Source organism: Wolbachia endosymbiont (group B) of Apotomis betuletana (assembly GCF_947250475.1).
Lineage (GTDB): Bacteria > Pseudomonadota > Alphaproteobacteria > Rickettsiales > Anaplasmataceae > Wolbachia.
Genome location: NZ_OX366320.1, coordinates 1,344,643 through 1,369,160, shown reverse-complemented (window position 1 = coordinate 1,369,160; position 24,518 = coordinate 1,344,643). Strand labels below are relative to the sequence as shown.

General features: G+C 33.9%; 20 protein-coding genes. 8 read left to right on the top strand and 12 right to left on the bottom strand.

Annotated features, from left to right (window positions below):
• Positions 1 to 3: 3 nt before the first annotated feature.
• Entirely contained in the window at positions 4 to 1,242 is a 1,239-nt protein-coding gene (locus tag OOK82_RS06355) for a TolC family protein (RefSeq protein WP_264704587.1), read from the bottom strand.
• Between the two features lie 104 nt (positions 1,243 to 1,346).
• Here OOK82_RS06355 and rplM point away from each other — a divergent pair, with 104 nt between their 5' ends.
• The 3 genes from rplM to OOK82_RS06340 all read left to right on the top strand — a co-directional run bounded on the left by rplM (position 1,347) and on the right by OOK82_RS06340 (position 2,702).
• Positions 1,347 to 1,805: a 50S ribosomal protein L13 gene (gene rplM / locus OOK82_RS06350; protein WP_006014941.1), complete on the top strand. Its 459-nt coding sequence runs from the start codon at positions 1,347 to 1,349 to the stop codon at positions 1,803 to 1,805.
• Entirely contained in the window at positions 1,805 to 2,254 is a 450-nt protein-coding gene (gene rpsI / locus OOK82_RS06345; RefSeq protein WP_010402504.1) for a 30S ribosomal protein S9, read from the top strand. The genes rplM and rpsI overlap by 1 nt, the downstream gene beginning before the upstream one ends.
• Positions 2,255 to 2,399: 145 nt before the next feature.
• Positions 2,400 to 2,702, top strand: coding sequence for an HU family DNA-binding protein (locus tag OOK82_RS06340; protein ID WP_019236673.1), 303 nt, complete (start codon positions 2,400 to 2,402; stop codon positions 2,700 to 2,702).
• A 1-nt stretch (position 2,703) separates the two neighbouring features.
• On the opposite strand, the gene OOK82_RS06335 is transcribed toward OOK82_RS06340, so the two are convergent.
• Complete coding sequence (locus tag OOK82_RS06335) at positions 2,704 to 3,411, bottom strand: pyridoxine 5'-phosphate synthase (RefSeq protein ID WP_010402508.1); 708 nt, start codon at positions 3,409 to 3,411, stop codon at positions 2,704 to 2,706.
• A 372-nt stretch (positions 3,412 to 3,783) separates the two neighbouring features.
• Between OOK82_RS06335 and OOK82_RS06330 the strand changes: the two genes are divergently transcribed.
• The gene (locus OOK82_RS06330) at positions 3,784 to 4,239 is read left to right on the top strand and encodes an Hsp20/alpha crystallin family protein (protein WP_017532141.1); all 456 of its coding nucleotides are present in this window, start codon (positions 3,784 to 3,786) and stop codon (positions 4,237 to 4,239) included.
• Positions 4,240 to 4,979: 740 nt separating this feature from the next.
• On the opposite strand, the gene gltX is transcribed toward OOK82_RS06330, so the two are convergent.
• Positions 4,980 to 6,332 carry a glutamate--tRNA ligase gene (gltX, locus tag OOK82_RS06325; protein WP_264686710.1) on the bottom strand — a complete coding sequence of 451 codons (1,353 nt, stop codon included), beginning with the start codon at positions 6,330 to 6,332 and terminating at the stop codon, positions 4,980 to 4,982.
• Between the two features lie 151 nt (positions 6,333 to 6,483).
• Between gltX and OOK82_RS06320 the strand changes: the two genes are divergently transcribed.
• A complete protein-coding gene (locus OOK82_RS06320; protein WP_264686711.1) occupies positions 6,484 to 7,161 on the top strand; it encodes an ankyrin repeat domain-containing protein in 678 nt (225 codons plus the stop codon).
• Positions 7,162 to 7,222: 61 nt separating this feature from the next.
• The gene (locus OOK82_RS06315; RefSeq protein WP_264704586.1) at positions 7,223 to 9,202 is read left to right on the top strand and encodes an acetyl-CoA carboxylase biotin carboxylase subunit; all 1,980 of its coding nucleotides are present in this window, start codon (positions 7,223 to 7,225) and stop codon (positions 9,200 to 9,202) included.
• On the opposite strand, the gene OOK82_RS06310 is transcribed toward OOK82_RS06315, so the two are convergent.
• The 6 genes from OOK82_RS06310 to OOK82_RS06285 are packed head-to-tail and all read right to left on the bottom strand — an operon-like array spanning position 9,185 to position 13,736.
• On the bottom strand, positions 9,185 to 10,180 hold the full coding sequence (locus tag OOK82_RS06310; RefSeq protein ID WP_264375028.1) for a COX15/CtaA family protein: 996 nt from the start codon (positions 10,178 to 10,180) through the stop codon (positions 9,185 to 9,187). The two genes, OOK82_RS06315 and OOK82_RS06310, sit on opposite strands and share 18 nt — an antisense overlap.
• The gene (locus OOK82_RS06305) at positions 10,162 to 11,751 is read right to left on the bottom strand and encodes a glycosyltransferase family 2 protein (RefSeq protein WP_052264898.1); all 1,590 of its coding nucleotides are present in this window, start codon (positions 11,749 to 11,751) and stop codon (positions 10,162 to 10,164) included. Before OOK82_RS06305 ends, OOK82_RS06310 begins: the two co-directional genes overlap by 19 nt.
• Before the next feature lie 5 nt (positions 11,752 to 11,756).
• A complete protein-coding gene (locus tag OOK82_RS06300) occupies positions 11,757 to 12,233 on the bottom strand; it encodes a F0F1 ATP synthase subunit B family protein (RefSeq protein WP_052264897.1) in 477 nt (158 codons plus the stop codon).
• Between the two features lie 7 nt (positions 12,234 to 12,240).
• Positions 12,241 to 12,720, bottom strand: coding sequence for a F0F1 ATP synthase subunit B family protein (locus OOK82_RS06295; protein ID WP_007302046.1), 480 nt, complete (start codon positions 12,718 to 12,720; stop codon positions 12,241 to 12,243).
• A 3-nt stretch (positions 12,721 to 12,723) separates the two neighbouring features.
• Complete coding sequence (locus OOK82_RS06290; RefSeq protein WP_006014985.1) at positions 12,724 to 12,951, bottom strand: F0F1 ATP synthase subunit C; 228 nt, start codon at positions 12,949 to 12,951, stop codon at positions 12,724 to 12,726.
• Between the two features lie 59 nt (positions 12,952 to 13,010).
• The gene (locus OOK82_RS06285; protein ID WP_007302047.1) at positions 13,011 to 13,736 is read right to left on the bottom strand and encodes a F0F1 ATP synthase subunit A; all 726 of its coding nucleotides are present in this window, start codon (positions 13,734 to 13,736) and stop codon (positions 13,011 to 13,013) included.
• A 216-nt stretch (positions 13,737 to 13,952) separates the two neighbouring features.
• On the opposite strand from OOK82_RS06285, the gene OOK82_RS06280 reads away from it, so the two are divergent.
• Positions 13,953 to 14,222: a hypothetical protein gene (locus OOK82_RS06280; RefSeq protein WP_010402566.1), complete on the top strand. Its 270-nt coding sequence runs from the start codon at positions 13,953 to 13,955 to the stop codon at positions 14,220 to 14,222.
• A 110-nt stretch (positions 14,223 to 14,332) separates the two neighbouring features.
• A complete protein-coding gene (gene pheT, locus OOK82_RS06275; RefSeq protein WP_264704585.1) occupies positions 14,333 to 16,672 on the top strand; it encodes a phenylalanine--tRNA ligase subunit beta in 2,340 nt (779 codons plus the stop codon).
• Here pheT and OOK82_RS06270 read toward each other — a convergent pair.
• From OOK82_RS06270 to miaB, 3 genes are all read right to left on the bottom strand, one after another.
• On the bottom strand, positions 16,669 to 19,500 hold the full coding sequence (locus OOK82_RS06270; RefSeq protein ID WP_264704584.1) for a hypothetical protein: 2,832 nt from the start codon (positions 19,498 to 19,500) through the stop codon (positions 16,669 to 16,671). The genes pheT and OOK82_RS06270 overlap by 4 nt on opposite strands.
• Before the next feature lie 44 nt (positions 19,501 to 19,544).
• Positions 19,545 to 22,715 carry an isoleucine--tRNA ligase gene (gene ileS, locus OOK82_RS06265; protein WP_264704583.1) on the bottom strand — a complete coding sequence of 1,057 codons (3,171 nt, stop codon included), beginning with the start codon at positions 22,713 to 22,715 and terminating at the stop codon, positions 19,545 to 19,547.
• Between the two features lie 436 nt (positions 22,716 to 23,151).
• The gene (gene miaB, locus OOK82_RS06260; RefSeq protein ID WP_264704582.1) at positions 23,152 to 24,474 is read right to left on the bottom strand and encodes a tRNA (N6-isopentenyl adenosine(37)-C2)-methylthiotransferase MiaB; all 1,323 of its coding nucleotides are present in this window, start codon (positions 24,472 to 24,474) and stop codon (positions 23,152 to 23,154) included.
• Positions 24,475 to 24,518: the final 44 nt, after the last annotated feature.

The window sequence follows — 24,518 nt, the reverse complement described above, 5'->3', positions numbered from 1 at the left end:
AATTTAAAGGTTTATACTATTTATCATAAAAAGCAAGTTGTAAACACTAATTACATAATTGCTTTTTGCTCCAACCAGATCGGAGCGTGCTTTAAATAATGCATCTTCAGTGTCCAAAAGGTCAGATGTACTCTTTAAACTTAAGTTTACCTCTTGCTTAACTCCTTCCAATGCTAAAGCTGCTGCTTTTTCCGCTTCTTGACTTGCTTTAATAATAGCTTTTGCTGTCAGCACGTTATTCCAAGCATTTACAACTGCTTCTTCTATATTTTTTACCGTTTCATAATAATCGTAGGTAGATTTTTTTGCATCCATTTTAGCTTTACTGACACCAAAAGCATTCGCTCCTTTTTTAAAGATTGGAACATCAAGAGTAAAAACTATATGAACATTTTCTAATAGCTTGTCTAATTTTACACCATCTTTCCCAAAATTTTTGTTTGCTCTTAGATTTAAAGAAGGAAGCCACTTGGAGCTTTCAGCGATCACTTCCATTCCAGCAGCTCTTTTTTGATAAACTGCTGCTTTTAGAGATAAATTATTGGTTTTTGCTAATTGTAAACATTCATTTAGCTCTGGAACAGAAGGTAATTTATCATTAGCTTCAGAAAGTTCATCAGCATCTTCGCCAATCAAATGATAATAAGCAATATTTGCCAATTTTAATTTACCTTCAGCATCAACTCTTTCGGATATAGAAGACGAAAATTTTGCTTTTGCTAGCAAAACTTCAGCATTAGTAACTTCTCCAAGGGAAAAGCGTTTTTTCATAGCTGACAAATGTTCCAAAGAAACGCGTTCTCTATGTTCTCTGAGCTTTAATATTTCTGTCTTTTGTAAAACACTAACATATGCTTTCACAGCATTAAGTGCAAGCTCTTGTTTTGACTGCTGAAATTGCATTTTTGCTGCTTTGAGAAGATTACTTGATCGACTGAATGTAGCAAAGGTGCCACCACCATCTATTATTCTTTGACTTAATATTAGATCCTTTCCAGAGTCTTCCAGGCTAAAACTACTATCGAAATTATATTGTAAATTAATGTCAGGTAAAAATCCAGCTAACCCAGAAGATTTATAATATTTTTCTGCGCTTTTATATTGGTAAAATTGAGACTTTATTTTTGAGCTATTTTTGATAGCTTTGCTTATAGCCTCTTCCAAATCGATTGCATAGCAATCTATAGCACTAAAAGCGATTACAAATATAATAATCAATCGAAACATTTTGCTTTCTAGCATATTATTAAAGTTATTAGCATAAATTACTTTAATAATCAATAACTAATGTTGTTGACACTATCAAGCAACTTAGTATATCATAATCTACTGTTATGTATTGATATATGAAAACTTTTTTCTTAAAAGAGAAACAAGTCGATAAAAAATGGCTTGTTATAGATGCAGAAGGATTAGTAGTAGGAAGGCTTGCAGCGTTTGTAGCAGCGCTATTGCGTGGAAAGCATAAGCCTGAATACACACCTCATATGGATTGTGGAGATAATGTAATTATTGTTAATGCAGAAAAGGTACATTTTACCGGAAAGAAACTTAAAGATAAAATCTACTATAGGCATACAGGTTATTCTGGTGGTTTAAAGAAAACTACTCCAGATAATATTTTAAATGGCAAATTCCCTGAGCGTGTGATAAAAATGGCAGTAAAAAGAATGCTTGATGATGGTCCTATGGCACGTAGACGGTTTGAAAATTTGTATGTTTATTCTGGTTCAGAACATAAGCATCAAGGACAGCAACCTGAAAAAATAGATTTTGCCTCTTTAAATCGTAAAAATAAGAAATAATGGAGCAAAAAGTGAAAATAAATAATAATGATCAGCCAAAAAAGGCAATGATTGACTCACTTGGTCGTTCATATGCCACAGGTCGAAGGAAAGAATCTGTAGCAAGAGTATGGATAAAGCCAGGAAGTGGAAAATTTAGTGTTAATAAAAAAGATGATTTAATTTCTTATTTTAAAAGAGAATCAGTGTGTCAAATGATTAAAGCGCCATTCATAGTAACTTCTATGTTAGATAGGTATGATGTGTTTGCAACTGTAAAAGGTGGAGGACTATCTGGCCAAGCAGGTGCCTTAGCTCATGGAATAAGCAGAGCTTTAAGTAGTATAAGTCAAGATCTACACTCTATATTACGTAAGGGTGGATTCCTAACTAGAGATTCACGTGTTGTTGAGCGTAAGAAATATGGTCAACATAAAGCTCGGAAAAAATGTCAGTTTTCTAAGAGATAATTGTTTCATAATGGTATTTTTTTGTAAATATTATACAAGTTCTTACAAGGGTTTATGACATTTTCTCTTTTTATGACGAATTTAGTTGACTATTGGCATTAGCATAATATGCTGTTTATGTAATTTTTCAATATTAAGGTAATTTATGAGTAAAGAAGATATAGTAAACCAACTGAGTCAAGAGTGCTCTAGTCAAGGTATAGATATAACAAAAGCTAGTTTGGGTAAGCTTCATGATATTTTTATGGAAACAATCAAGAACGATCTAAATCGTAAAGGTGAAATACGTTTGCATGGAATAGGGACATTCTCTACTGCTATAAGTAAGGAAAGACAATGCCGTAATCCTCAAAATGGTGAGATTATGACCGTTCCTGAAAAGAAAAGAGTAAGGTTTAAAGCAAGTCAAGCTCTTTCAAGTACTTTAAATACCAAAGAGAAAGTATAAGCTACTTAGATATTGTCATTTTCATCTTTTTAGTTACACTATGTAAGCCATGAAATATAGCCTCGCTGATTAAAGAATGGCCTATATTAAGAGCTGAGATGTGAGGTATCTCTTTTATTCTTTTAGCATGTTTATAGTTTATGCCATGCCCTGCGTGGCATTCTATTCCTAGCTTATTAATGTATTCTGCAGAGTTAGTAATAAGTTTTAATTTTTCTTCTGATGGATTATCACAGTAATCCCCTGTGTGAATTTCTATTATGTCAGGCTTTCTTTCTAGCTTCTCAAGATATTTTAGTTGATTAATATTTGGATCGATAAACAGTGAGACTTTTATGTCAAAGCTATGCATTTCCTCTATTATACCAGAAAGTTTACTGTGCATATTCACGATATTCAGGCCACCTTCGGTTGTTAATTCTTCTCTTTTTTCTGGTACTATACAAATCGAATAGGGTTTTACTTCTTTTGCTATTTTGAGCATTTCTTCCGTAGCTGCGATTTCAAGATTTAACTCAGTGCTAATGTTTTGTTTTAGATTGAATACATCCTCATCTCTGATATGCCTTCTGTCTTCTCGTAAGTGTACGGTGATAAAATCTGCTCCAGCATCAATAGCTATTTTTGCTGCTTTTAATGGATCTGGATAAGAAGCTCCACGTGCGTTGCGAAGGGTTGCAACGTGATCAATATTAACGCCCAATTTCACAATTTACCTCAAAAATTATTTATAAATTATACATATTATTAGATCTTATGCATGTCATTGTTTAATGCCATAGCTGAAAGACGGAGCTAGCAGTTATACCAATTCTCATTGTTGGCAAGTCAAATAAGAAACATTCAAAATTGTTTGATTGTGGAAGTGGAAAGAGAAGTAATAAATTTGCATACACTTGCCCTTTTTTACAGTTAATCTAGTTTATAGAACTACTCGTGGTAATCCAAACAAGATTTTTTCTCATAATCAAGTTATAGTAAACGGGGAAAATTTTTCGCATCTAAAAAATTTTAGATTTAGGATTGAAATTAATAAGTGGAGTGATTATGTAATGCATGTATTAGTAAAAGGAGGTACAACATGAGTAATATAGTTCATTTAAATAAAAACAATAATCGTGATAATTTTAGTGTAAGAGGGTTACAAAGAGCCGTTGATGACATATTTGATAGCTTTTTTACAGGATGGAACCCAGAGCTTTCCAAAAGAGGCAGTAGTCTACTACCAGTTTGTGATTTTTATGAAACAAAGGAAAGCTATTGCCTATCATTAGAGTTACCAGGTATTCCTAAAGAAAGCATAGACATTAGTATATCTGGCGATAACTTAATAGTGAAGGGTGAAAAAACATGTAATAATGAATCAAAAGATAAGCAGTTTTACCATAAAGAAAGGTACTATGGTTCTTTCTATAGATCTATTCAACTTCCAACAAATGTAGAGCAAGATAAGGTATCTGCCAACTTTTTAGATGGAGTATTGCATGTAACCATACCTAAATCAGAGAAACACATCAAGAAAATTGATGTAAAGTAACCAGTAAGTAGGTGTTATGAAAATAGCTGACGTTGGCTTCTTTATGACGATGTCATCCGAGTAGCTGACACATAGCTGTACGAATATTCATTTTTGAAGACAGCAAATGGTGTCATGCCAGCGCTTGACACTGGCATCCAGCAAAATTTATCGAAAACAAGACAACATTTTCAATCAAAAAACTGGATCCCAGTGTCTGGGCACTGGGATGACACTCATTTAGTTGTCTTTTCTCGTCTACCTTATTTTACCACTTTGCTGAACAGATATGTAAAATATTAACTTAGCAATACAAAAAATTATCTATAGATTAGACACACCATTAGATCTTATGCATAGTCATTTTTTAATTCCATAGCTGAGACGGAGCCTGCTCCCCTTATCATGAAACTGAAGTCTATATGGTACCACAGTATAATGATATAATAAAATATGAAAAAAATACCAATAAAAAAAGGCAAAAAAAGCCCGTATTAACTTTAACAATTTAAAATGATTTAATGTGAAAACCATAGGCGCCAATTGTTTTTTTAACTTAAAAATAAAAGTCAAGTATCAGGAATTCTAGACATAAACCCTCCTATATGAATAAAGAGCTAGCAAAAATAAACTTATATATTTTTTGCTGAAATTTGATTATTTGGTGAAAAAACCTGCAGGTGAAGATAGATTTTGGATCCTAAAAAATCTTCATTCTCCACTATAATGAAGCTACTAGAGTCTGTCAAGCAATTTTTTATTTAAATTGCTTGCAATCTTTTTATACACTCATCTTTACCAAGAATTACCATGATATCGATGATTCCAGGCGCATCCATTATTCCAGTTATTGGAGCGCGTAATGAGTGGTATATATCGCTCATTTTTATATTATGTAATTTTGAAAATTCCTTAATCTGAGAAGATAAAAAATTCTTATTCCAATCTTCACTACCTACACTCGAAAGAAATGATGCAAGTAACTTAATTACATTGAGGTTAGATTTGACAATTTGCTGAGCTTCTTCACTTAAATCAACTTGAATATAAAATTTTGCTAAGTCCAATAATTCGGTCAGATAGTTTGCTCTTTTTTTCAGCTCTGTCAGTCCCTGCAGTAAATAGCCCTTTTTTTTGTCAGTTAGAGTATTTTCTCTAAGCATTAGAGTCAGAATATCTTCATTGCTCATATTACTAATATAGTGGTTATTCAAATGCTCCAGTTTTTTGAAATCGAGCCGTGCAGGTGAACGACCGATGCTTTCTAAATTAAACCACTCTATTGCTTGCTCATCGCTAATAATCTCATCGTTGCCATGACTCCAGCCAAGTCTTAGCAAGTAATTACGCATTGCCTGTGGCAATATTCCCATCTTTTCATAATCGCAAACACTTGTAGCCCCATGCCTTTTAGATAGCTTATTCCCGTCTTCTCCATGAATAAGCGGTACGTGTGCAAAGCGTGGGACATCAAAATCAAGAGCTTGGTATATTAGTAATTGCTTGAAGGTATTAGTGAGATGATCAGAGCCACGTATAATATCAGTTATTCCGGCATCATGATCATCAATTACCACAGCAAAAATGTATGTTGGAGTATTGTCAGAGCGCAAGATTACTATGTCATCAAGCTGATCGCTACTTATTGTAACTTGGCCGTATATTTTATCGTCAACAACAATATCTTCTGAGTCTGGCACTTTGAAACGGACAACAGGGTTTGCGCTTGATGTCGAATGAGTACACTTATGCTTATATATTTTTCCTTCTTCTCTTGCTCTTGCCTTCTTTTCTGCAACTTCATCTTCAGGGCAGTAACAGTGATACGCCCTACCCTTTTCAACTAAAAGATTTGCAACTTCAATATGTCTAGCTATTCTTCTCGATTGGTATATTATTTCTCCATCATAGTTTATTCCAAGCCATTTTAACCCATCTATTATTGCATCAATTGCTTCCTGTGTTGAACGTTTTCTGTCGGTATCCTCAATCCTTAGTAAAAACTGGCCACCATGACGCTGCGCATAGAGCCAATTAAACAAAGCTGTGCGAGCTCCTCCAATATGTAAAAATCCTGTTGGTGATGGAGCGAATCTAGTGACTATACCTGGCATATTTGTCTATTGTGATAACGTAACCGATGATAACTAAAATTTGTACTTGCAACAACGTGGAACTATAGTAAATTTGAAAGATCAATTTACATTTATTTTTAACAAACTGCATTGTATAATTTAATATTAGTGAATGCAGTGAGGTGTATATATGGATAATTTATTTGAAATTGCAAGAGGAGTTGTAACAGAAGAGGATGAAAATAAATTTATTGAAGCTTGCAAGAAAAGAGTTGCTTGTGTAGCTAAGCATAGAATTGATGAAAATGGAAACCCATTTCATATAGCAGCAAGTAAAGGGTTTCTATTATCTGCGTTACAGGAGATCATAAAGTATTTAGAAAAAGATACTGAGAGCAAAGTCAAGAAAGCAAAAGAAGCTAAAGATTGGGAAAAAGTAAAAAGATTAGAAAAGGAATTTAAGAATAACAAGAAATATATTAAGGAAGCACTCCTCGATAAAAGCTATATTAAGGATGACGGGAAGAAGGCAGTATCACCCCTTTATTTCTTGGACCCTGCAGAGCGGAAAGAAGTTAAGCAAATTGCAGATATAAAATGTGGCTTTATATGTAATAAGAAATTTCATCTATGCTTATATATAGCAGGGGCTATAGTGTGTGCTATCGCTATGTGTGTATCTTTGTATCTTCTATTTTCGGTTTCTCAGTCTCTTGCGTTGGCTTCAATAGCGACAATAGCTTCTGGAGGGTCTTCATATCTGTTATTTAAGGCATGTAACGAGGTATATGGCCTCTATAACGAAAGTACTATAGTGACAGATCCTAATGTTATGCAACTTTTAGAGGGTGGTTTAGCCCCAACATGAAGTACTTGCAAGGAATAATATAGAAATTTACTTTCTTAACTTAAGAAAGTATACTGATAAGATGATAAGAAAGAAGTATAGTAAAATTTTAATAGCAAATAGAGGAGAGATTGCTTGCAGGATAATCAAAACTGCGCGCAAGATGGGTATATCTTGTGTATGCGTATATTCAGATGCAGATGTAAATTCTGTGCATGTAAGGCAAGCAGATGAGTCGAAGTACATTGGTCCTTCACCTTCTTGCCTGAGTTATTTAAATATTGAAAAAATATGCGAGGTGGCAGTTGAAACAGGTGCTGAAGCGGTTCATCCTGGCTATGGGTTTTTAGCGGAAAATCCAGATTTTCCCCGTGCTCTGGAAAAACATAACATAGATTTCATTGGTCCAAGTGCAAAGACAATAGAAGTTACAGCCAACAAAATAACGGCAAAAGAAGAGGCAAGAAAGGCTGGAGTAAATGTAGTGCCAGGATATATGGGTAAGATCGAAGATGCTGACCACGCATCCATGGTTGCTGAAGAAATTGGTTTTCCCGTTATGCTCAAAGCTGCATCAGGTGGTGGTGGCAAAGGAATGCGAATTGTATATTCCAAAAAAGAAATTGAACTAGCATTTACATCAGCAACAAATGAAGCAGAGAAAAGTTTTAAAGATGGCAGTATTTTTATAGAGAAATATATAGAGCTGCCAAGACACATTGAAATACAAATCATAGCAGATAAATATGGCAATATAGTGTGTCTTGGAGAGAGGGAATGCTCGATACAAAGGAATAACCAGAAAATAATGGAAGAAACTCCAAGTCCATTTATTAGTGAAGAAGTAAGACAAAAAATGTATGCCCAATGTGTTTCTTTGGCAAAGCAAGTTGGTTATTTTTCAGCAGGTACTGTCGAGTTTGTTGTAGATAAAGACCAAAACTTCTATTTTCTTGAGGTAAATACGAGATTACAAGTTGAGCATCCAGTAACAGAATTTATAACTGGAATAGACATAGTAGAAGAAATGATTAGAACTTCCTGTGGAGAAAAATTGAGATTCAATCAGGATGATATTAAACTTACTGGTTCTGCAATAGAAAGTAGAATTTGTGCTGAAGACCCATCAAAGAAATTTTTTCCTTCCAGCGGAAGAATCAAATATTACGACAAACCAGATGAAAATGGTCATGTAAGAATAGATGATGGAGTAGCTAGCGGTTCAGAAATCAGCATGTTCTACGATTCAATGATTGCAAAAATTATAACCTATGGAAAAGATAGAATAGAGGCGATCAGCAGAATGCAAAAAGCTTTGTCTGAGTGCTATATAGGGGAAGTAATAAACAACATAGAATTTCTAGAATCCATCTTCCATAATCCAAATTTTATTGCAGCAAAACTCCACACAAGATTCATTCCAGACCATTATCCCAGTGGGTTTCAAGGCGATTTTATCACAGAGGAATATATTAAAATATTTATTTTTGCTGCACTGTATGTTCACTTAGAAAATGAGGGAAAGTATTACAGTAAGTCAATAGATGAAGCATTCATAGTGAAAATAGACGATAATGAGTACTCCGTAAATGCAAAATACCAAGATAATATATTAACAACAGTATATAACCACAATAAATACTCCGTGGTAGGTAGGTGGAAATCAAGTTATAGATTGCTACATATCATAATTAATGGCGATACCAACATAGCACTTAAAATAGAAAGGCAAGGCAGCAAATACTTTATAAGACACGCAGGTATGAAAGCTAAATGTTGTGTATTGAAACCTCATGTAGCTAAACTAAGCAAATTAATGCTAAACAACAAAACAGAAGGGATTTCAGTAGACACTGTGAAATCTCCAATATCTGGTTTATTAGTTAAATTACACGTAAATGCTGGAGATCAGGTAGAAATAGGACAACCTCTCTTTGTTGTGGAAGCAATGAAAATGGAAAATATCATATGTGCTGAATCAGAAATGGTGATAAAAAATATCCCTGTTACAGAGGGGAAAAATGTACAGGCTGGTGATTTGGTATTAGATCTGCTTTCTTAAATAACACAAGAAATATAAACCTGACCCAAATAAGATAAATGAAAACATTTGATGGGCTATGGCAATGGCCATTGGTATATGCAGCAACAAAGTGACTACTCCTAAAATTACCTGAATAATGACGGAGAGTAGCATAATATATACTGGTTTTACACTGGCATTTTTTATTGTGAGTATTGCTGTCAGAACTAATATCAGCAATGCCAATGCCCGGTGTATGAATTGCACTGTTACTCTATTTTCAAAGATATTGAGCCATGTAGGCTGTAAGTAAAATAAATCTTCCGGAACAATTTGTCCATCCATTAGTGGAAAGGTATTGTAAATTAAGCCAGCATTTAATCCCGCAACAAATGCACCGAAGATTATTTGTATTGTAACTAGGATTAAAATTATCCATATGTAACATGTAATGTTGCTATTAATTTTAATTATCTGTTTTGGTTTGATTTGGTAATCAAAAAATTGATACGACAATAATGCAAAAATAACCAATGCAAGCAGTAAGTGAAGTGCAAGCTTATAGTGACTAACATGAGGATTAGATACCAAACCGCTTTTTACCATATACCAACCAGCAAAAGCTTGTAAAATTCCAAATAATAGTGCTGTAGATAACCTTATTACTGCATTTTTAGGTATTCTTTTTTTTAGTGTAAAGTATATAAATGGTAAGATAAAAACTAAACCTGTCAGCCTTGCAATTAACCTGTGCACATATTCTATTAAGTATATGGTGCGAAACTCTTCCATACTCATACCATAATTAAATGCTTTATATTCAGGTGTAGCTTCATATTTTGATTTTTCTTTTAGCCAGTCTTGTTCACTCAGCGGTGGCAATGTTCCGGTAATTGGTTTCCATTCCGTGATTGACAATCCTGCTTTTGAAAGTCTGGTAAATCCACCAATTCCCACCATGCAAATCACCATGAGAGAGCAGAGAAAAAGCCAAATAGCTACAGGTTTTGCTTCCATAATCCATGCTGAGTTTTATTCCATTGCTGAGGGTGAATAACAAATTCCCACAAAGCGAGAAAAGCTGCAACGCTATGTAGTAGACTATAGACGGGAAAAAATATTGATACTATATAAAAATAAAAAGGCATTTTTTGTTGTCTGATAGCTATTATCAAAAAAATCAAGTTAATACCGTATACTATTATAAAATAATATAAGAATAATTCATTCAAAATTTGAGTCAGCACCAATGAAAGTAACAAAAAAGGAGTCGTGAAAAATATAAAAGCTGAGGAACCAACAAAAAGGTTTAATAGCAAAACTCCCTTAAGCCCAGTGTGCTTAAAAAGTAATTTTATATTTTTTAAATGAACGATATAAGTTTGCATATAACCTTTAATCCAGCGTGCTCTTTGTTTGATCCAAGCAAACACAGTAGTTGGTGATTCTTCCAATGTTTCTGAATCAATAATCCTGGTTTTATATCCCATTTGCGCAAGTCTCAAACCAAGGTCAGCGTCTTCAGTGACATTGTAAGCATCCCAAAAAAGCACTTTCTTTAAAATTTCCACTGAAAAATGGTTACTGCTACCACCCAAAGGTATTGGCATGTTCATTTTTTGAAATCCAGGCAAAAAATATTGAAACCAGTTCATATACTCGAGAGAAAAGAATTTTGTAAGAAAATTGCAACCAAAGTTATAGTAATTTAATTTCGCCTGTACACAAGCCAACTTTTCGTCGCCCTTATTAAATTCAATTAGTGCTTTTTTTAACTGCAACGGATCTGGCTTGTCATCTGCATCATATATTACCACATACTTTCCTCTAGCAAAGCTCATAGCATAATTGCATGACTTAGCTTTTGTTCTAGGCAGAGAATGAGGCACTTTTATTACTTCAAAATACTGTGGTAAAGTGCATTTTTCTATAGCTGCCAACATTTCTTGATCATCGCTCTCTATCACAAGCTTTACATCTAATTTTGATTTTGGATAATCCAAACTTTCAATGCTCTTAATCAATTGCTTTATAACCGCATTCTCTTTAAAAGCAGGCAATAAAATAGTATATATAGGTTCATTCATCTTATCATAATCTGCTTTTTGGTTAGAAATTTTACGCAAGCCAAAAATTTTAGTTACAAATTTGAATAAAGAACTAGAACATCCGATTATAAATATCAACACCAAAGCAAAATATGCATATTTTTTTGTCAGTGTTAAAGTCGAAATCATAACAAAGAAAGAGGAAAAAAAGATTGAACTGAGCCTAATGCTTTTAGCTGAAAAATTAGGATTCTTATAATATAAGTAGTTACTTGCGAATTCTGAAATACCAAAGTGTGAGTTAAGAAGATTTAAAATCTGTTTGCTATCTACTTTTATCAATACATATTCAATACCGTAATGAGATTCGACCCAAAGGTTGATATCTTGGCTTATGTCTTCAACCATAAAAAAAGTAGTATCATTTAATTTTTGCCAAGGAATTATATTAAACCTATAGTAGAAAAGTTTCTCTTGTTCTTTGCATAAACTAGAATCAAATTTAATTTTTTCTACATTATCAGTTTGAAGTACAGGCATTAAACTTAATGCAACTTTTTGCTCAAGTCACGTGAAAACGAAGATATAACCTCACTACTACGCTTATCATCTTTACGTTCATGCATTATTTTTTTTACAGCATCAGCAGCTATACTCGCTGTGTTAGCTTGTAAATCCCCAAGAGCTTTTTCAACTTGGTCAGTAACTTTCTTCAAATTAGAATGGGCATTTTCATCTAACGTTTGATCGAGTTGCTGTCTATTATGCTTAATAATACTATTAGCCTTATCAAGTGCTTCATTCATCATTTTGTTAACTTCTGCATCTAATTTTTTGTATTTTTCAGAAGATTTTTTGTAATACTCCAACATATCTTTTCTGAATTTTTCAGTTTCTTCACTTGAAAACTTGCTTTTGTTACGTTTATTGTTAAGCGCGTTTTTTATTACCTTCCTTAGCAATTTATATGAGAGGATAAAACCTACTAAAAAAGCAAGGCTTATAACTAGTAATGTAGACATAAAAACCCTAAAATTCTTTTGACACCAAGTCAGCAACAAATTCCTCTTCAATCTCAGAATTAGTTAACTTAGTATAGTAAATCAAAGCAATACTAGTAGCCATTTGTTTTAATTCACTAATATACTTAGATTTAAATTGTACTACCTTTTCTTCAACAAGTTTAATCATCTTCTTGTCTTCCTCTTCCAATATATCCTTAACATTCGCTCTCATTTCTTCTACTTGAGCAAATGCATCATCTATGATTTTTTTTGCCCGTACTCTAGCTTGATTTAAAGCTGCATTATACTTGGCAATTTGCTCTTCTGTAAGTCTTAAAAGGTGAATAGAACTATTAAATGAATCTAACACTTCTTTACTTCTAGTGCTTATTATTTCATCTAACTTCGGTAAAAACAAACAACTCACTACAAAAAAAAGTGAAGAGAAAAAAATTAAAAACCAAAAAATTTGAGAAGAGAAAGTTGAAACATCAAGCTGTGGCATCTGTTAAGCAGCAAATATTAATAACATTGCAAGTACAAACGCAAGCAACCCCATGATTTCAACCATGGCAGCACCAATATAAACGTAACTTTTCATTTTACCTTCTGACTCAGGATTTCTCGCAATCCCATTTAACATAGCAGAGAAGATATTAGCTATACCTAAACCAGCACCGAGCATTCCAAATACAGCCAAACCAATTGCTATAAATTTTAAAGCCACTAAATCCATATATTACCTTTAACTATTTCTTTATAATATAATTGTAAAATATTCTGCAAGGAAGTCAATTACTTTACTGCATCTGACAAATATACACATGTTAATATAGTAAATATATAAGCTTGCAAAACTGCAACAAATACTTCAAATCCTATTAGTGCAATTATAAACAAAAAAGGTGCAGGTGTAAAAAATATGTTCATATTTATGACGAATCCTGCTATCACTTTGATGATTGTATGACCCGCAATCATATTTGCTGCAAGCCTTATTGATAAACTAATCGGTCTTACTAAATAAGCAAATAATTTAATAATGATGATTATAGGTGCAAGCCACGAAGGAGTTCCTTTTGGTAGCAATATGCGTAAAAATTCTACTCCTCTTTCTTTAAACCCAACAATCGTTATATAAGTAAAAACCACCATTGATAAAGCGAAGGTAACTATCACATGACTTGTAACTGTGAAACTATAAGGAAGAACACCAACTAAATTACACGATAAAATGAAAATAAATACTGTAAATATCAAAGGAATGTGCTCCAAACCTTTGCTTCCAGTGTTACTTTCTATTATTGAAACAACAAAATCATATACATATTCAACTGCAGCTTGCAAATATCCTGGTATTACTGCACCTTTTCTTATTCCAAGGAGCAAAAACAGTACCATTAATATCACCGAGATCATCATAAAAAGAGATGAGTTGGTAAAGTTTATGTCATACCCAAATAATTTTGGTAGTTCTATTATTGTATATACTTTAAATTGTTCTAGCGGATTTAACGCCATTTTGACCCTGTATACTTAAACTGCAGCAGTAAATAAAGTATAAATTTTATAGAATAAAGTCAAGAATTAATATAAGGAGCTCTGTATTATTATAGCATTAACATATTAACAAAATATACAATTAAAATGCAAATTATAGTCAGCTACCAATCTTATTCTAAATTCTTGACTTAACATCTTATTTTAACTATAATTTAGTTTTAATATGAGGCAATTATGAACGAAATAGATTTTACTAATCCACCTTTAAATTTAGAACAGGAATGTGGTAACGGGTACATCAAGTTTACAGATTATTCTTCTAACTCAGACACTGGTCTTTTCCACATGGCAGGTGAAATGCTAAATGAAAGCCATGATGTTATAGGAAATTTCACTGGTGATGCTTACATTTATAATTTCCATATAGATGATCACAATATGAACATTCAACTCTGCATGGAAATGGACTGCAAAGGTGATATAAAGAAAATTCTTTCTTTGTAGAAAGAGTAGGCTTCTCTGTTGTTTCTTGCAATATAGAAGCCACTTATTACAACAAACTTTAAAAACATCACATTTTACATTACTATGAATTTTTGTTTCTTGTTAGATAGATGAAATTCACATTATCTTGGTTATTAGAGTACTTAGAAACCAATGCTAGTTTAGAGGAAATTACTGATAAATTAACTCACATAGGGTTGGAAGTAGAGAATGTGATCGACAATTCCAGATTGGCCGGGTTTGTTGTTGCAGAAGTATTAGAAGTCGCACCTCATCCAAATGCTGATAAATTAAAATTATGTAGAGTAAATGATGGAAGTAAAGTTCTGCAGATAGTCTGCGGAGCAAAAAATGTTAAAGAAGGCATGAAGACTGTACTTGCATCTCTTGGTAGCACATTGCCAGAAAGCAACTTTACAATTAAGCCTACAAAAATAAGAGGAGTGCTAAGTGAAGGGATGCTCTGCTCTGCCTCTGAGCTTTCGCTGACTCAAGATGAAAGTGAAGGAATAATCGAGCTTTCTGATGATTATAAAATAGGAGATAAATTTTTCAATTGCGATCCTGTAATTGACATAAACATCACTCCAAACCGTGGAGATTGCTTAGGTGTTTATGGAATAGCACGTGATCTAGCAGCAACTGGAATTGGAACGTTAAAGACTTTAATCATTCCACAACTTACCGCTTCTATGAACTCACTAATAAACGTCAAAGTCATCGATGGGGAGAGTTTTATTAGTGGAGTATATATCACTAATGTAAAAAATAAAGAGAGTCCAAAATGGCTAAAAGATAGTCTGGAATCGATAGGAATGCGCTCCATTTCTGCAATAGTTGATATTACTAATTACATCATGATATCCTTTAATCGCCCAATGCATACATATAATGCAAAAAAAATAGAAGGAGAGCTCACAGTACGTAAAGCAAACGATGGAGAAAAATTTATTGGTTTAAATGATAAAGAATACTCATTGAACAAAGACATAAGCGTTATTTCTGATGATAAAAACGTTCAGGCAATTGCTGGAATTATGGGCAGTAAGTACAGTGAATGCACTCTTGAAACTACTGATATCTTTTTAGAGTCTGCTTGGTTTGACCCCATCTCCATCACTAAATCTTCAAGGCAGCTAGGCATCTCCACAGACTCAAGTTACAGATTTGCACGTTCAATTGACCCTGAATTTACCCTTGATGGACTCAATCTTGCAGCCAAAATGATTTTGGATTTATGTGGCGGAGAAGTGTCAAGCATAGTGTCTGCTGGCAATTTGAATAAGGCTTATACCAAGATAAATTTTGATTATCAGAATGCAAACAAACTTGGAAGTGTATCTGCATCACCTAATGAGGTATTCGATATTTTAACAAAGCTAGGGTTTAGTATCGATAAAAAAACCGAAGGTAATTGGAATATACAAGTACCAAGCTGGAGACCGGACGTAACCATACCTGCTGACTTAGTTGAAGAGGTAGTAAGAATATACGGCTATGATAAAATAAAGGAAGAGCAACTAGCAGAAGACGTTACAGTAGAAGAAGAGACACAAGATGATTTGCGCATTTTAATGACAAGCAGAGGGTTTCATGAAGTGATAACTTGGTCTTTTATGAGTGAATCAACAGCTGAAAAGTTTGGTTACTTGAATAAGTTATTCATTATCGATAATCCATTTAATAATAACTTCAATATAATGAGGCCAAGTGTCATACCAAATTTGTTGCAAGTCACTGCAGATAATATTGCTCACGGGATATCTGATCTCGCAATTTTTGAAATTGGACCAATTTATAATGGTGAGGCTCAGTCTAAGTACGTTTTAAGTGGAATTAGATCAGGAAATAATTCGCCGAAAAACCACTATAACACTGATAGAAAAATAGATATTTTTGACGCAAAGGCTGACCTCATAACAGCTTTGGAACTTTTTAATGTCAATTGTGATAATTTAGCAATAGAGAGAGCAGAAAAAGAATATTATCACCCAGGAAAATCAGGCTCCTTATCTTTTAGAAGTAAAATAGTTGGTTATTTTGGAGAATTGCATCCGAGTATATTGGATTTTTTTAACATCAAACAAAAAATTGTAGGCTTTGAGTTGATATTAGAAAATATCGAAAATTTACCTATAAGTAGAAAAAAATTTATCGATTATAAATATCAAAGTGTAAAACGCGACTTTGCATTTATTGTAAATAAAGATGTAGCAGCAGGCAGTATAATCAATATGGTGAAAAAAAGCTCAGAGCTCATCACAGAAGTTTTGATATTTGATGTATATCATGGAAACAATATAGAATCGAATAAGATGTCTATAGCATTTTCAGTTACTTTCTGCTCTCCAACTCACACTTTAACTGAAGAGGAAATCCAAAAAGAATCAAATATGATAGTAAACTTAGTGTGTGAAAATACTGAAGGAACTTTGAGAGCTCATTATTAAGCCGTAATCGCCGTTTCCTGATTTTGCTGTGTCACGTTTACTTCATCCAATTTATTCCCTATCTTGAATTCAATATCCTTGAAAAACCTATCCCACATTCCATGCAAATGCTCTTCTACTTTAGGCCAGACATCATTTTTAAATGTCGTTCCATCATCAGAAAATAAATTACCTAAAAAAACTCCAATTTCTTCATAACTTGATTGAAAATGTTGAAGAAATGTCTCTACTTCCTTATTAGTATCATGTGCCACACTCAATGCTTTCCCTTCTGTGCTATTATCTTTGTTTACAGTAGCTGACCATCCAATCACATTATAATTAAAACCAACTTTGAGAGAGTTCCAAATCCTCCACACACCACTCTCATTATCTTTTGGTACATTATTTATTATAAGATTTGCTAATCTATCTACTAGAGGAGACAATAAATCTTGACAAAAGTGTTTGATATTATCTTTCATTTTAATTACAGGACTTTTTATGCACTTTTCTGCCAAATAGTACCCAAGCTCTGCTTTCTCTAGCAACTTCTTAATTGCTTCTTCATCAAAAATTTCATGCTCGAACGCCTCCAGTAAATCATCCTCTATTATTGCAAATTTTATTTTTTCACGAGATTCTAGCTCTTCTCTATAATTATTTTTTGTTTTTTCATTTATCAATAATCCTTCTTTTTCTAATTTTAACTGTTCTAATGCTTTTAGAATTTCTTTGTTATTTTCTAAGTGCTTCTGTATTAGCTTTGTATTTGGATGCTTTTCTCCTTTTCTCTTTCGCTCATCTTCTAAGTACTTATTTAAATCCTCACTTTCTTCTATTACTTCTATTACTTCTCTTAACGATATAGGTTGATCTAAGCATTCTGCAATTTTCACTCGGTGCACATTAATCCTCTGTACTAAATCCGGCTCCTTTTCCTCTAACAGCTTACATGAATTCTCTATACCCTTTGCTTGACTTTTAAACAAATCTTGCGTTTTACGTTTCGTTATTTCTAAATACATCTTTGCTATAAAATCATTCACTTTACCTGAAGCTTCTTCTAAACTTTCCCCATTCAAAGGACCTTTTATCTCCTCTTCTAAATCTCGAAACTGGTCTATTAAGCTTAGTATTCCTAACAGGCTTAACTCACCCTTTGCTTTTCTCATTACTGATTTTACTAGCCTTCGCTCAACTTCTTGATCACCATACTCGAACTTAAAAAGACCTTCTAATTTCCTTTTTAAATCATTGTCTGTTAAGTTATTTTTTCCTTCATCATATATTGCTTTCAATTTTTCATGTATCCTAACATATCTTTCCTGTCCTTCTTTTTTTAAACACTCAATCTCTCTTTTAGTGTTATCTAGAGCTTTCTTCGTTTCTTGAGGATATATATCCTTATAAACATCAATGATTGTACTCTTAGCTATTTTCCCTTCTTCTTTAAGTCGTTCCCACTCTGCTTTAAATACAGGAAGTGCATCATCACTTATATCTCTTGTTATCCCACCTACTTTTCCCAATGCTTCTAATCGATCATCTTCATCAGCTAAATCAAGTGCCTCTTTATTTTTCAGTTTTTTTATATCTCCTATTATCATCTCTTTCTCATTTGGTAATTCCTTACCTTGACTTTCTAATTTCTGTTTCACTAAAGTATTTTTTAGCTCATCCTCCAGTGAAAAATCTTCTCCCCGTCTATTTTGCTGAAACTTAATTGCTTGTATGAAGGCAACTTGATAAGCATTTTCTATCAAATGAGTTGTCAATTGATGGCCTATACTATCTACAACTTTCAGCCTGAATTCGTTCAACAATTCCTTCAGTTTATCATGTGTAATATCTTTCTTTTCTAGCTTCATCAGCTCTTCCATAGTTCTTGCGCATTCTTGAATCGAAGTTGCAAGCACACTCTTGATTTTATTACGCAAGGGCTTAAGACCATTTTTTAAATTGATGTTAGTTGACAATTTCAGTACGATATTGCGCTCTGAATCCCGCGTTACACTAAACCACTGATTATTTTCATTATCGCATAAATCTCTAAGTAATTGTTTAAATTGCGGTGGAAACTTTATTTCCATATCATATGCAATGCTTGACTCAGAAACCTCCATTTCATGAAAAGATACCTCTATATTTTGGTGCTTATTAGAATACTGCCCCATAGTTATTTTAAGAGCAGTAACTAAAGAGTGAGATAAATCTCTATTTAAAAGATAAAAAGTAGCCAAAGCAACTGTTGCAGGAACGATTAAGGCTACAAGCACAGTCACATTAACAAAAATTGCCATTGCAGCAAGAGCGCCATATGCCAATCTTTTTGGCACACCTGTTTCACTCTTTTTTGTCTTATCTTTCACTACACCTTCTTGTGTCTTGCTATTTGCTTTAAATCTACTGTATATGACTAACCCCAGTGCAGTAAAAGCAATATAAGGAAGCATTAAAACTGACAGAGCTAAATTTAATATTTTCTTCTCTGGGCAAGCTCTGTTTATCTCTTTCAATATTTCGCTTGACATATTATACCAGGAGGTAAAAAAGTCAGAATTATAATCTTTATAATGAAATATACTGAGCGGAACATTAAAAGCAGCTATTTGTTTAATTAACCAATCCTGCTTACTTACAGCATCAAAAAACTCTTCTTCCTCTTCTGAATTAGCAAGACCTAAATCATTCCCTTCTTCTACATTAGAAACATCTTCCATAGCATCAAAAAACTCTTCTTCCTCTTCCAAAGCAACATTGGAAATAGATTCTACTTTACCTAAACCATCACTGTTGTTATTTAAATCAATAACTTCTCTATGACCATCTGCAACAACTTGATTCATATCACCACCCTACTTAAAGCAATTTAAGTATAGCATAAACATTACTAACTTTGCAACTTTATTAACTTAATACCAACTGTCAAACCTTGGTATTCCTTAGAATAGAAATCGGCCTCGATCTCTTTATTAGTGTCCAAAGATAAGGCAAGGGTCTGATCTTTTATATATTCAACCCATGTATTTATTGCTTCCTTAATTTTCTCATCTTCTGCTTTGATTATTACTCTGATTCTATCTGATATATAAAAATCAGCCTGTTTTCTAGTTTCTTGAATAAGCCTCACAATATCTCTTGCCAGCCCTTCTAGAATTAGTTCATTATTTAATTCAGTATTTAGAATAACAACTCCTTTGTTATTATCAAACACAGCAGAATATTCACTGTTTGCTTTTAATAATAGTTCATATTCACCTTTTTCCATAGTATAGCTCTCTGTTTCATCTCCCAAAAATATCTGTTCGTTTTCAACTTGCTTCCACTTTCCTTCCTTAACGTATTGAACTAGTTTCTTGATTTTGTCTGGAACTTTTCTTCCAAGCACAGGAAAATTTAATTTTAACTCTAGTGATGCAACCTCTTTCAATTCACTTACTATTTCTAGTTCTTTTACATTCACCTCATCTCTTACCATCTCTTGATATTCATCTTCAAGAAAATTGCAGGAAGACTTATGATAAATAGTCATGCTACCAAGTGGCTGCCTTATACGTATGTTAAACATGTTTCTAATAGAGAGTGCAGCATTACATATTTCCCTTACCAAATCCATCTTGGCAATGAGTTCACTATTATATCTATCTAATTGTGGAAAATCAGCCAAATGAACAGATGTTTCTTTGTACTTAAGCCCTTGCCATATAGTCTCTGTTATAAGTGGCAACAAAGGAGCTGCAGCCCGTAGTATGTAATAAAAAACTGTGTATAGAACATTATAAGCGTCGGTTTTATCTTGATCTAAGTCACTTTTCCAAAAACGCTCGCGACTGCGACGAATATACCAATTATTTAGCACTTCAAAAAAATCTGTCAAGATTTTGCAAGCTTCCTGAGAGTTATAGTTGTTCATAGAAGCTCGCATACCTTCCACAGCTTCAAAACATTTTGAAATCATGTAGCAATCAATAGTATTCTGATAATCCCTACAAATCTCAGCTTTAATTCCATCTGCATTTGCATACATAGTAAAAAAGTGATAACTGTTCCAAATAGGTTTTATTACGTTTTTCAGAACATCACGCACTAAATTTCCTTCTTTGTCGAGTAGTAAATTACCACCGCAGACAATGGAACCAGATAGCATAAGAAAACGCAGCGCATCAGAACCATATTTGTCAAACACTTCCATTGGGTCCGCATAATTATTCAGACGTTTGGATAATTTCTGCCCTTTCACATCAAGAACCACACCGTGGCATATGCAGTTCTTAAATGGCTCACTGTCAAATAAAGCAGTGGAAAGCACAAAAAGCGTATAGAACCATCCTCTTGTTTGTGCTATATATTCAGTGATAAAATCCGCAGGGAAATTTTTCTCGAACCATTCTTTATTTTCAAACGGATAGTGAACTTGCGCGAACGGCATCGAGCCAGACTCAAACCAACAATCAAACACATCAGGCACACGACGCATAACTGATTTTCCTTTTGGATCATCAGGATTTGGTCTCGTCAAAGTATCGATAAACGGTCTGTGCAAGTCATCTATCTTAACATTAAAGTCTCGCTCTAGTTCTGCTATTGAGCCATACACATCCACTCTTGGATATTTTGCATCGTCTGATTTCCATACAGGAATTGGAGTACCCCAGAATCGATTGCGTGAAATAGACCAGTCGTGCGCTCCTTCAAGCCATTTTCCAAATTGACCATCTCTTATATGATTTGGCATCCAATTAACTCTCTTATTTAGCTCTGTCATTCTTCCCTTAAACTTTGTCACAGCAACATACCAAGAAGGCATAGTGCGGTAGATTAAAGGAGTGTCAGTTCTCCAGCAGTGTGGATAATTGTGAATATATTGCTCAGTTTTAAACCAGCTCCCCTGCCTTTTTAATTTCTTGATTACTGTATCATTGGCATCAAAAACATGAACTCCTGCCAAATCTGAAACTTCAGTAGTAAATTTTCCAGCGTTATCAACTGGACAAACAGCTCGAATATCATGGCTTTGGCAAAGGTAAAAATCTTCTTCACCAAATCCAGGAGCAGTGTGCACAACACCAGTACCATCTTCTCCTGTAACATAATCAGCAATGAAAACACGGAACGCATTTTTTGTATCTTTAAAGTAATCAAACAGTGGTTTATAGGAAAGACCTGCAAGATCACTCGCTTTAAGTTTTGTATTACAGTTTTCATATTGAATATTGCTTTGTTCACAGTGGCTGACAAATTTCTCTAAATAACTTTCAGCAAAGATGCAGACTTCACCATTTACTAACACCATACAATACTCAATATCCTCCCCTACTGCCAGTGCAAGATTGCTCGGCAACGTCCAAGGCGTTGTAGTCCAAGCAAGTAATCTACATTTTTGTTTAAATTGCTTTGGATTTTCTAAAAGTTCAAAAGCAACAGTTACAGCTTTGCTAATTTTTTCTCTATATGCATTATCAAGCCTTGTTTCAAAATTAGAGAGTGGAGTTTCGCACGCCCAGCTATAGGGAACAACGCGTATTGATTCATACACCAGACCTTTATCATAAAGCTGCTTAAATGCCCACATGACCGACTCCATGAATGACTTATCCATAGTCTTATAGTCATTGTGAAAATCTACCCATCTTGCTTGTCTATTTACATACTTCTCCCATTCTGATGAAAATTTCATCACAGAAGTACGGCAATGATTATTGAATTTTTCAATGCCAAATTTCTCTATCTCAGTTCTACCAGATATTCTAAGTTCCTTTTCCGCGCCCATCTCAGCCGGTAGCCCATGGCAATCCCAACCAAATCTGCGTTCAACCCTTTTTTGCAGCATAGTTTGATATCTTGCAAATGCATCTTTTATAAAACCAGTAAGCAAGTGTCCGTAATGCGGAAGTCCATTTGCAAACGGAGGCCCATCATAAAATACAAAACAATGATCCTTGGAACGTTTCTCGACTGACTGCTCAAAAATTTTATTTTCCTGCCAAAATTTTATGATTTCCTTTTCTAGCAATGAAAAATCAGGACTGCTGCTTGTATCAGGATAATACTTCATATTCATTTTAACTGGATAAAATCAAAGAATATAGAGCTTTCCAGAAAATTACAAATTCAAAAACTCTGTTTCTATAAACATTGATAGGTGTTGACATTATTATACAGCATATTAATAAATCAGACTTATTTACTTAAGTTAAAGATGAATAAAGACAATAACAGTTGGCCTTATTAGAAATTTCACGATGCTAACAAAAATAATAGTAAAAGCAGCGTTATTTGGAGATCGCTTTCTTATGAATATAATAATTCTGGAAAGGTTGAAAAAGTACACTATCAGTGGGAAAAGAAAAAAAATCCCGCAAATCTATTATATCAAGTCTCATATGATTGCGTAACAGAGAGTTGTAGTCCCTTAAGGATTAAATCTAGATAGCTTATAAACTTATAAAAACACACAAAGTGCTTCTACATGAGACCATGGGAGCACTTTTCTCTAATTAGGCAGCGCATCCCAACAAACTATTTTGCCGAGCTTCCAATATCCTTACATTTACTATTTTATCTTTGTATTTATCGTCAGGATCATCAACGCATACTGATTGCATGTATGGGCTTTTACCAATAATTTGATTTTGGTGTTTACCTTTTTTATCACTGAATAGAACAGGAATAGTTTTTCCTATCATACTCTGATTAAATTCAAGTTGTTGCTTGCTAATTAATTCCTGTAAACGAAGAAGACGCTCTGTTTTAACCTCTTCTGGTACTTGATCTTTTCTTTCCGCCCCTGGCGTTCCTGGCCTTGGGCTATATTTAAAACTATAAGCCTGAGCGTACTTTACTTTTTCTACTAACTTCATAGTTTCCTCAAAATCTTTTTCAGTTTCTCCAGGAAAACCAACAATAAAATCAGAAGAAAATTCGATTTCAGGTTTCAATTTGCGAAATCTGTCTATTATTTCCAAATACTCCTCTGCAGTGTGTTTTCTATTCATTGCATGCAATATTTTATTCGAACCTGACTGCACAGGTAGGTGAACAAACGGCATGAGTTTTGATTCCTCCGCATGTACCAAGTAGAGAGATTCGTGCATATCTCTTGGATGAGAAGTTGTGTAGCGGATTCTTTCTAGCTTTTCAATTTTAGCAATGTGACTAATTAATTTTCCTAAATCCCACACCTCTCCTTCGCACTCTCCATGATAAGCATTAACATTTTGACCGAGCAAATTGATTTCCCTTGCCCAATTTGCAACTAACTTCAATGTTTCACGGAATATTTCATTTACTGGTCGTGAATACTCAGCCCCGCGTGTATATGGTACCACACAAAACGTACAAAATTTATCACAACCTTCTTGTATGGCAAGAAACGCAGAAGACCCCTGGCTATTGCCATAGCATTCATCTGGCAATTTATCAAACTTCGCAACTTCTGGAAAATCAGTATTTATTACATGACCTTTACTTCTGCTTGCTTTGACTATTAACTCCGGTAAAGCAGAAATACTCTGCGGACCAACAACAATATCAACAAAAGGAGCCCTTCTGAACACTTCTTCTCCCTCTGCTTGCGCTACACATCCAGCCACCACTATGGTCATTTCCTTATTTTTTTGTGATGAATGGATTCTTCCAAGCTCTGAGTAAAGCTTTTCTGCTGCCTTTTCTCTAATATGACAAGTATTTAATATCACCAAATCAGCTTGTTCTGCATCACTAACAACGTTGAACCCTAAAGGCTTAACTATATTCTCCATTAAAATGGAGTCATAAACGTTCATCTGACAGCCGTAAGTTTTAATATATAGGCCTTTCATATTTAAAATTCTTCACACAAATTCTAGCAAATTATACGAAAAAC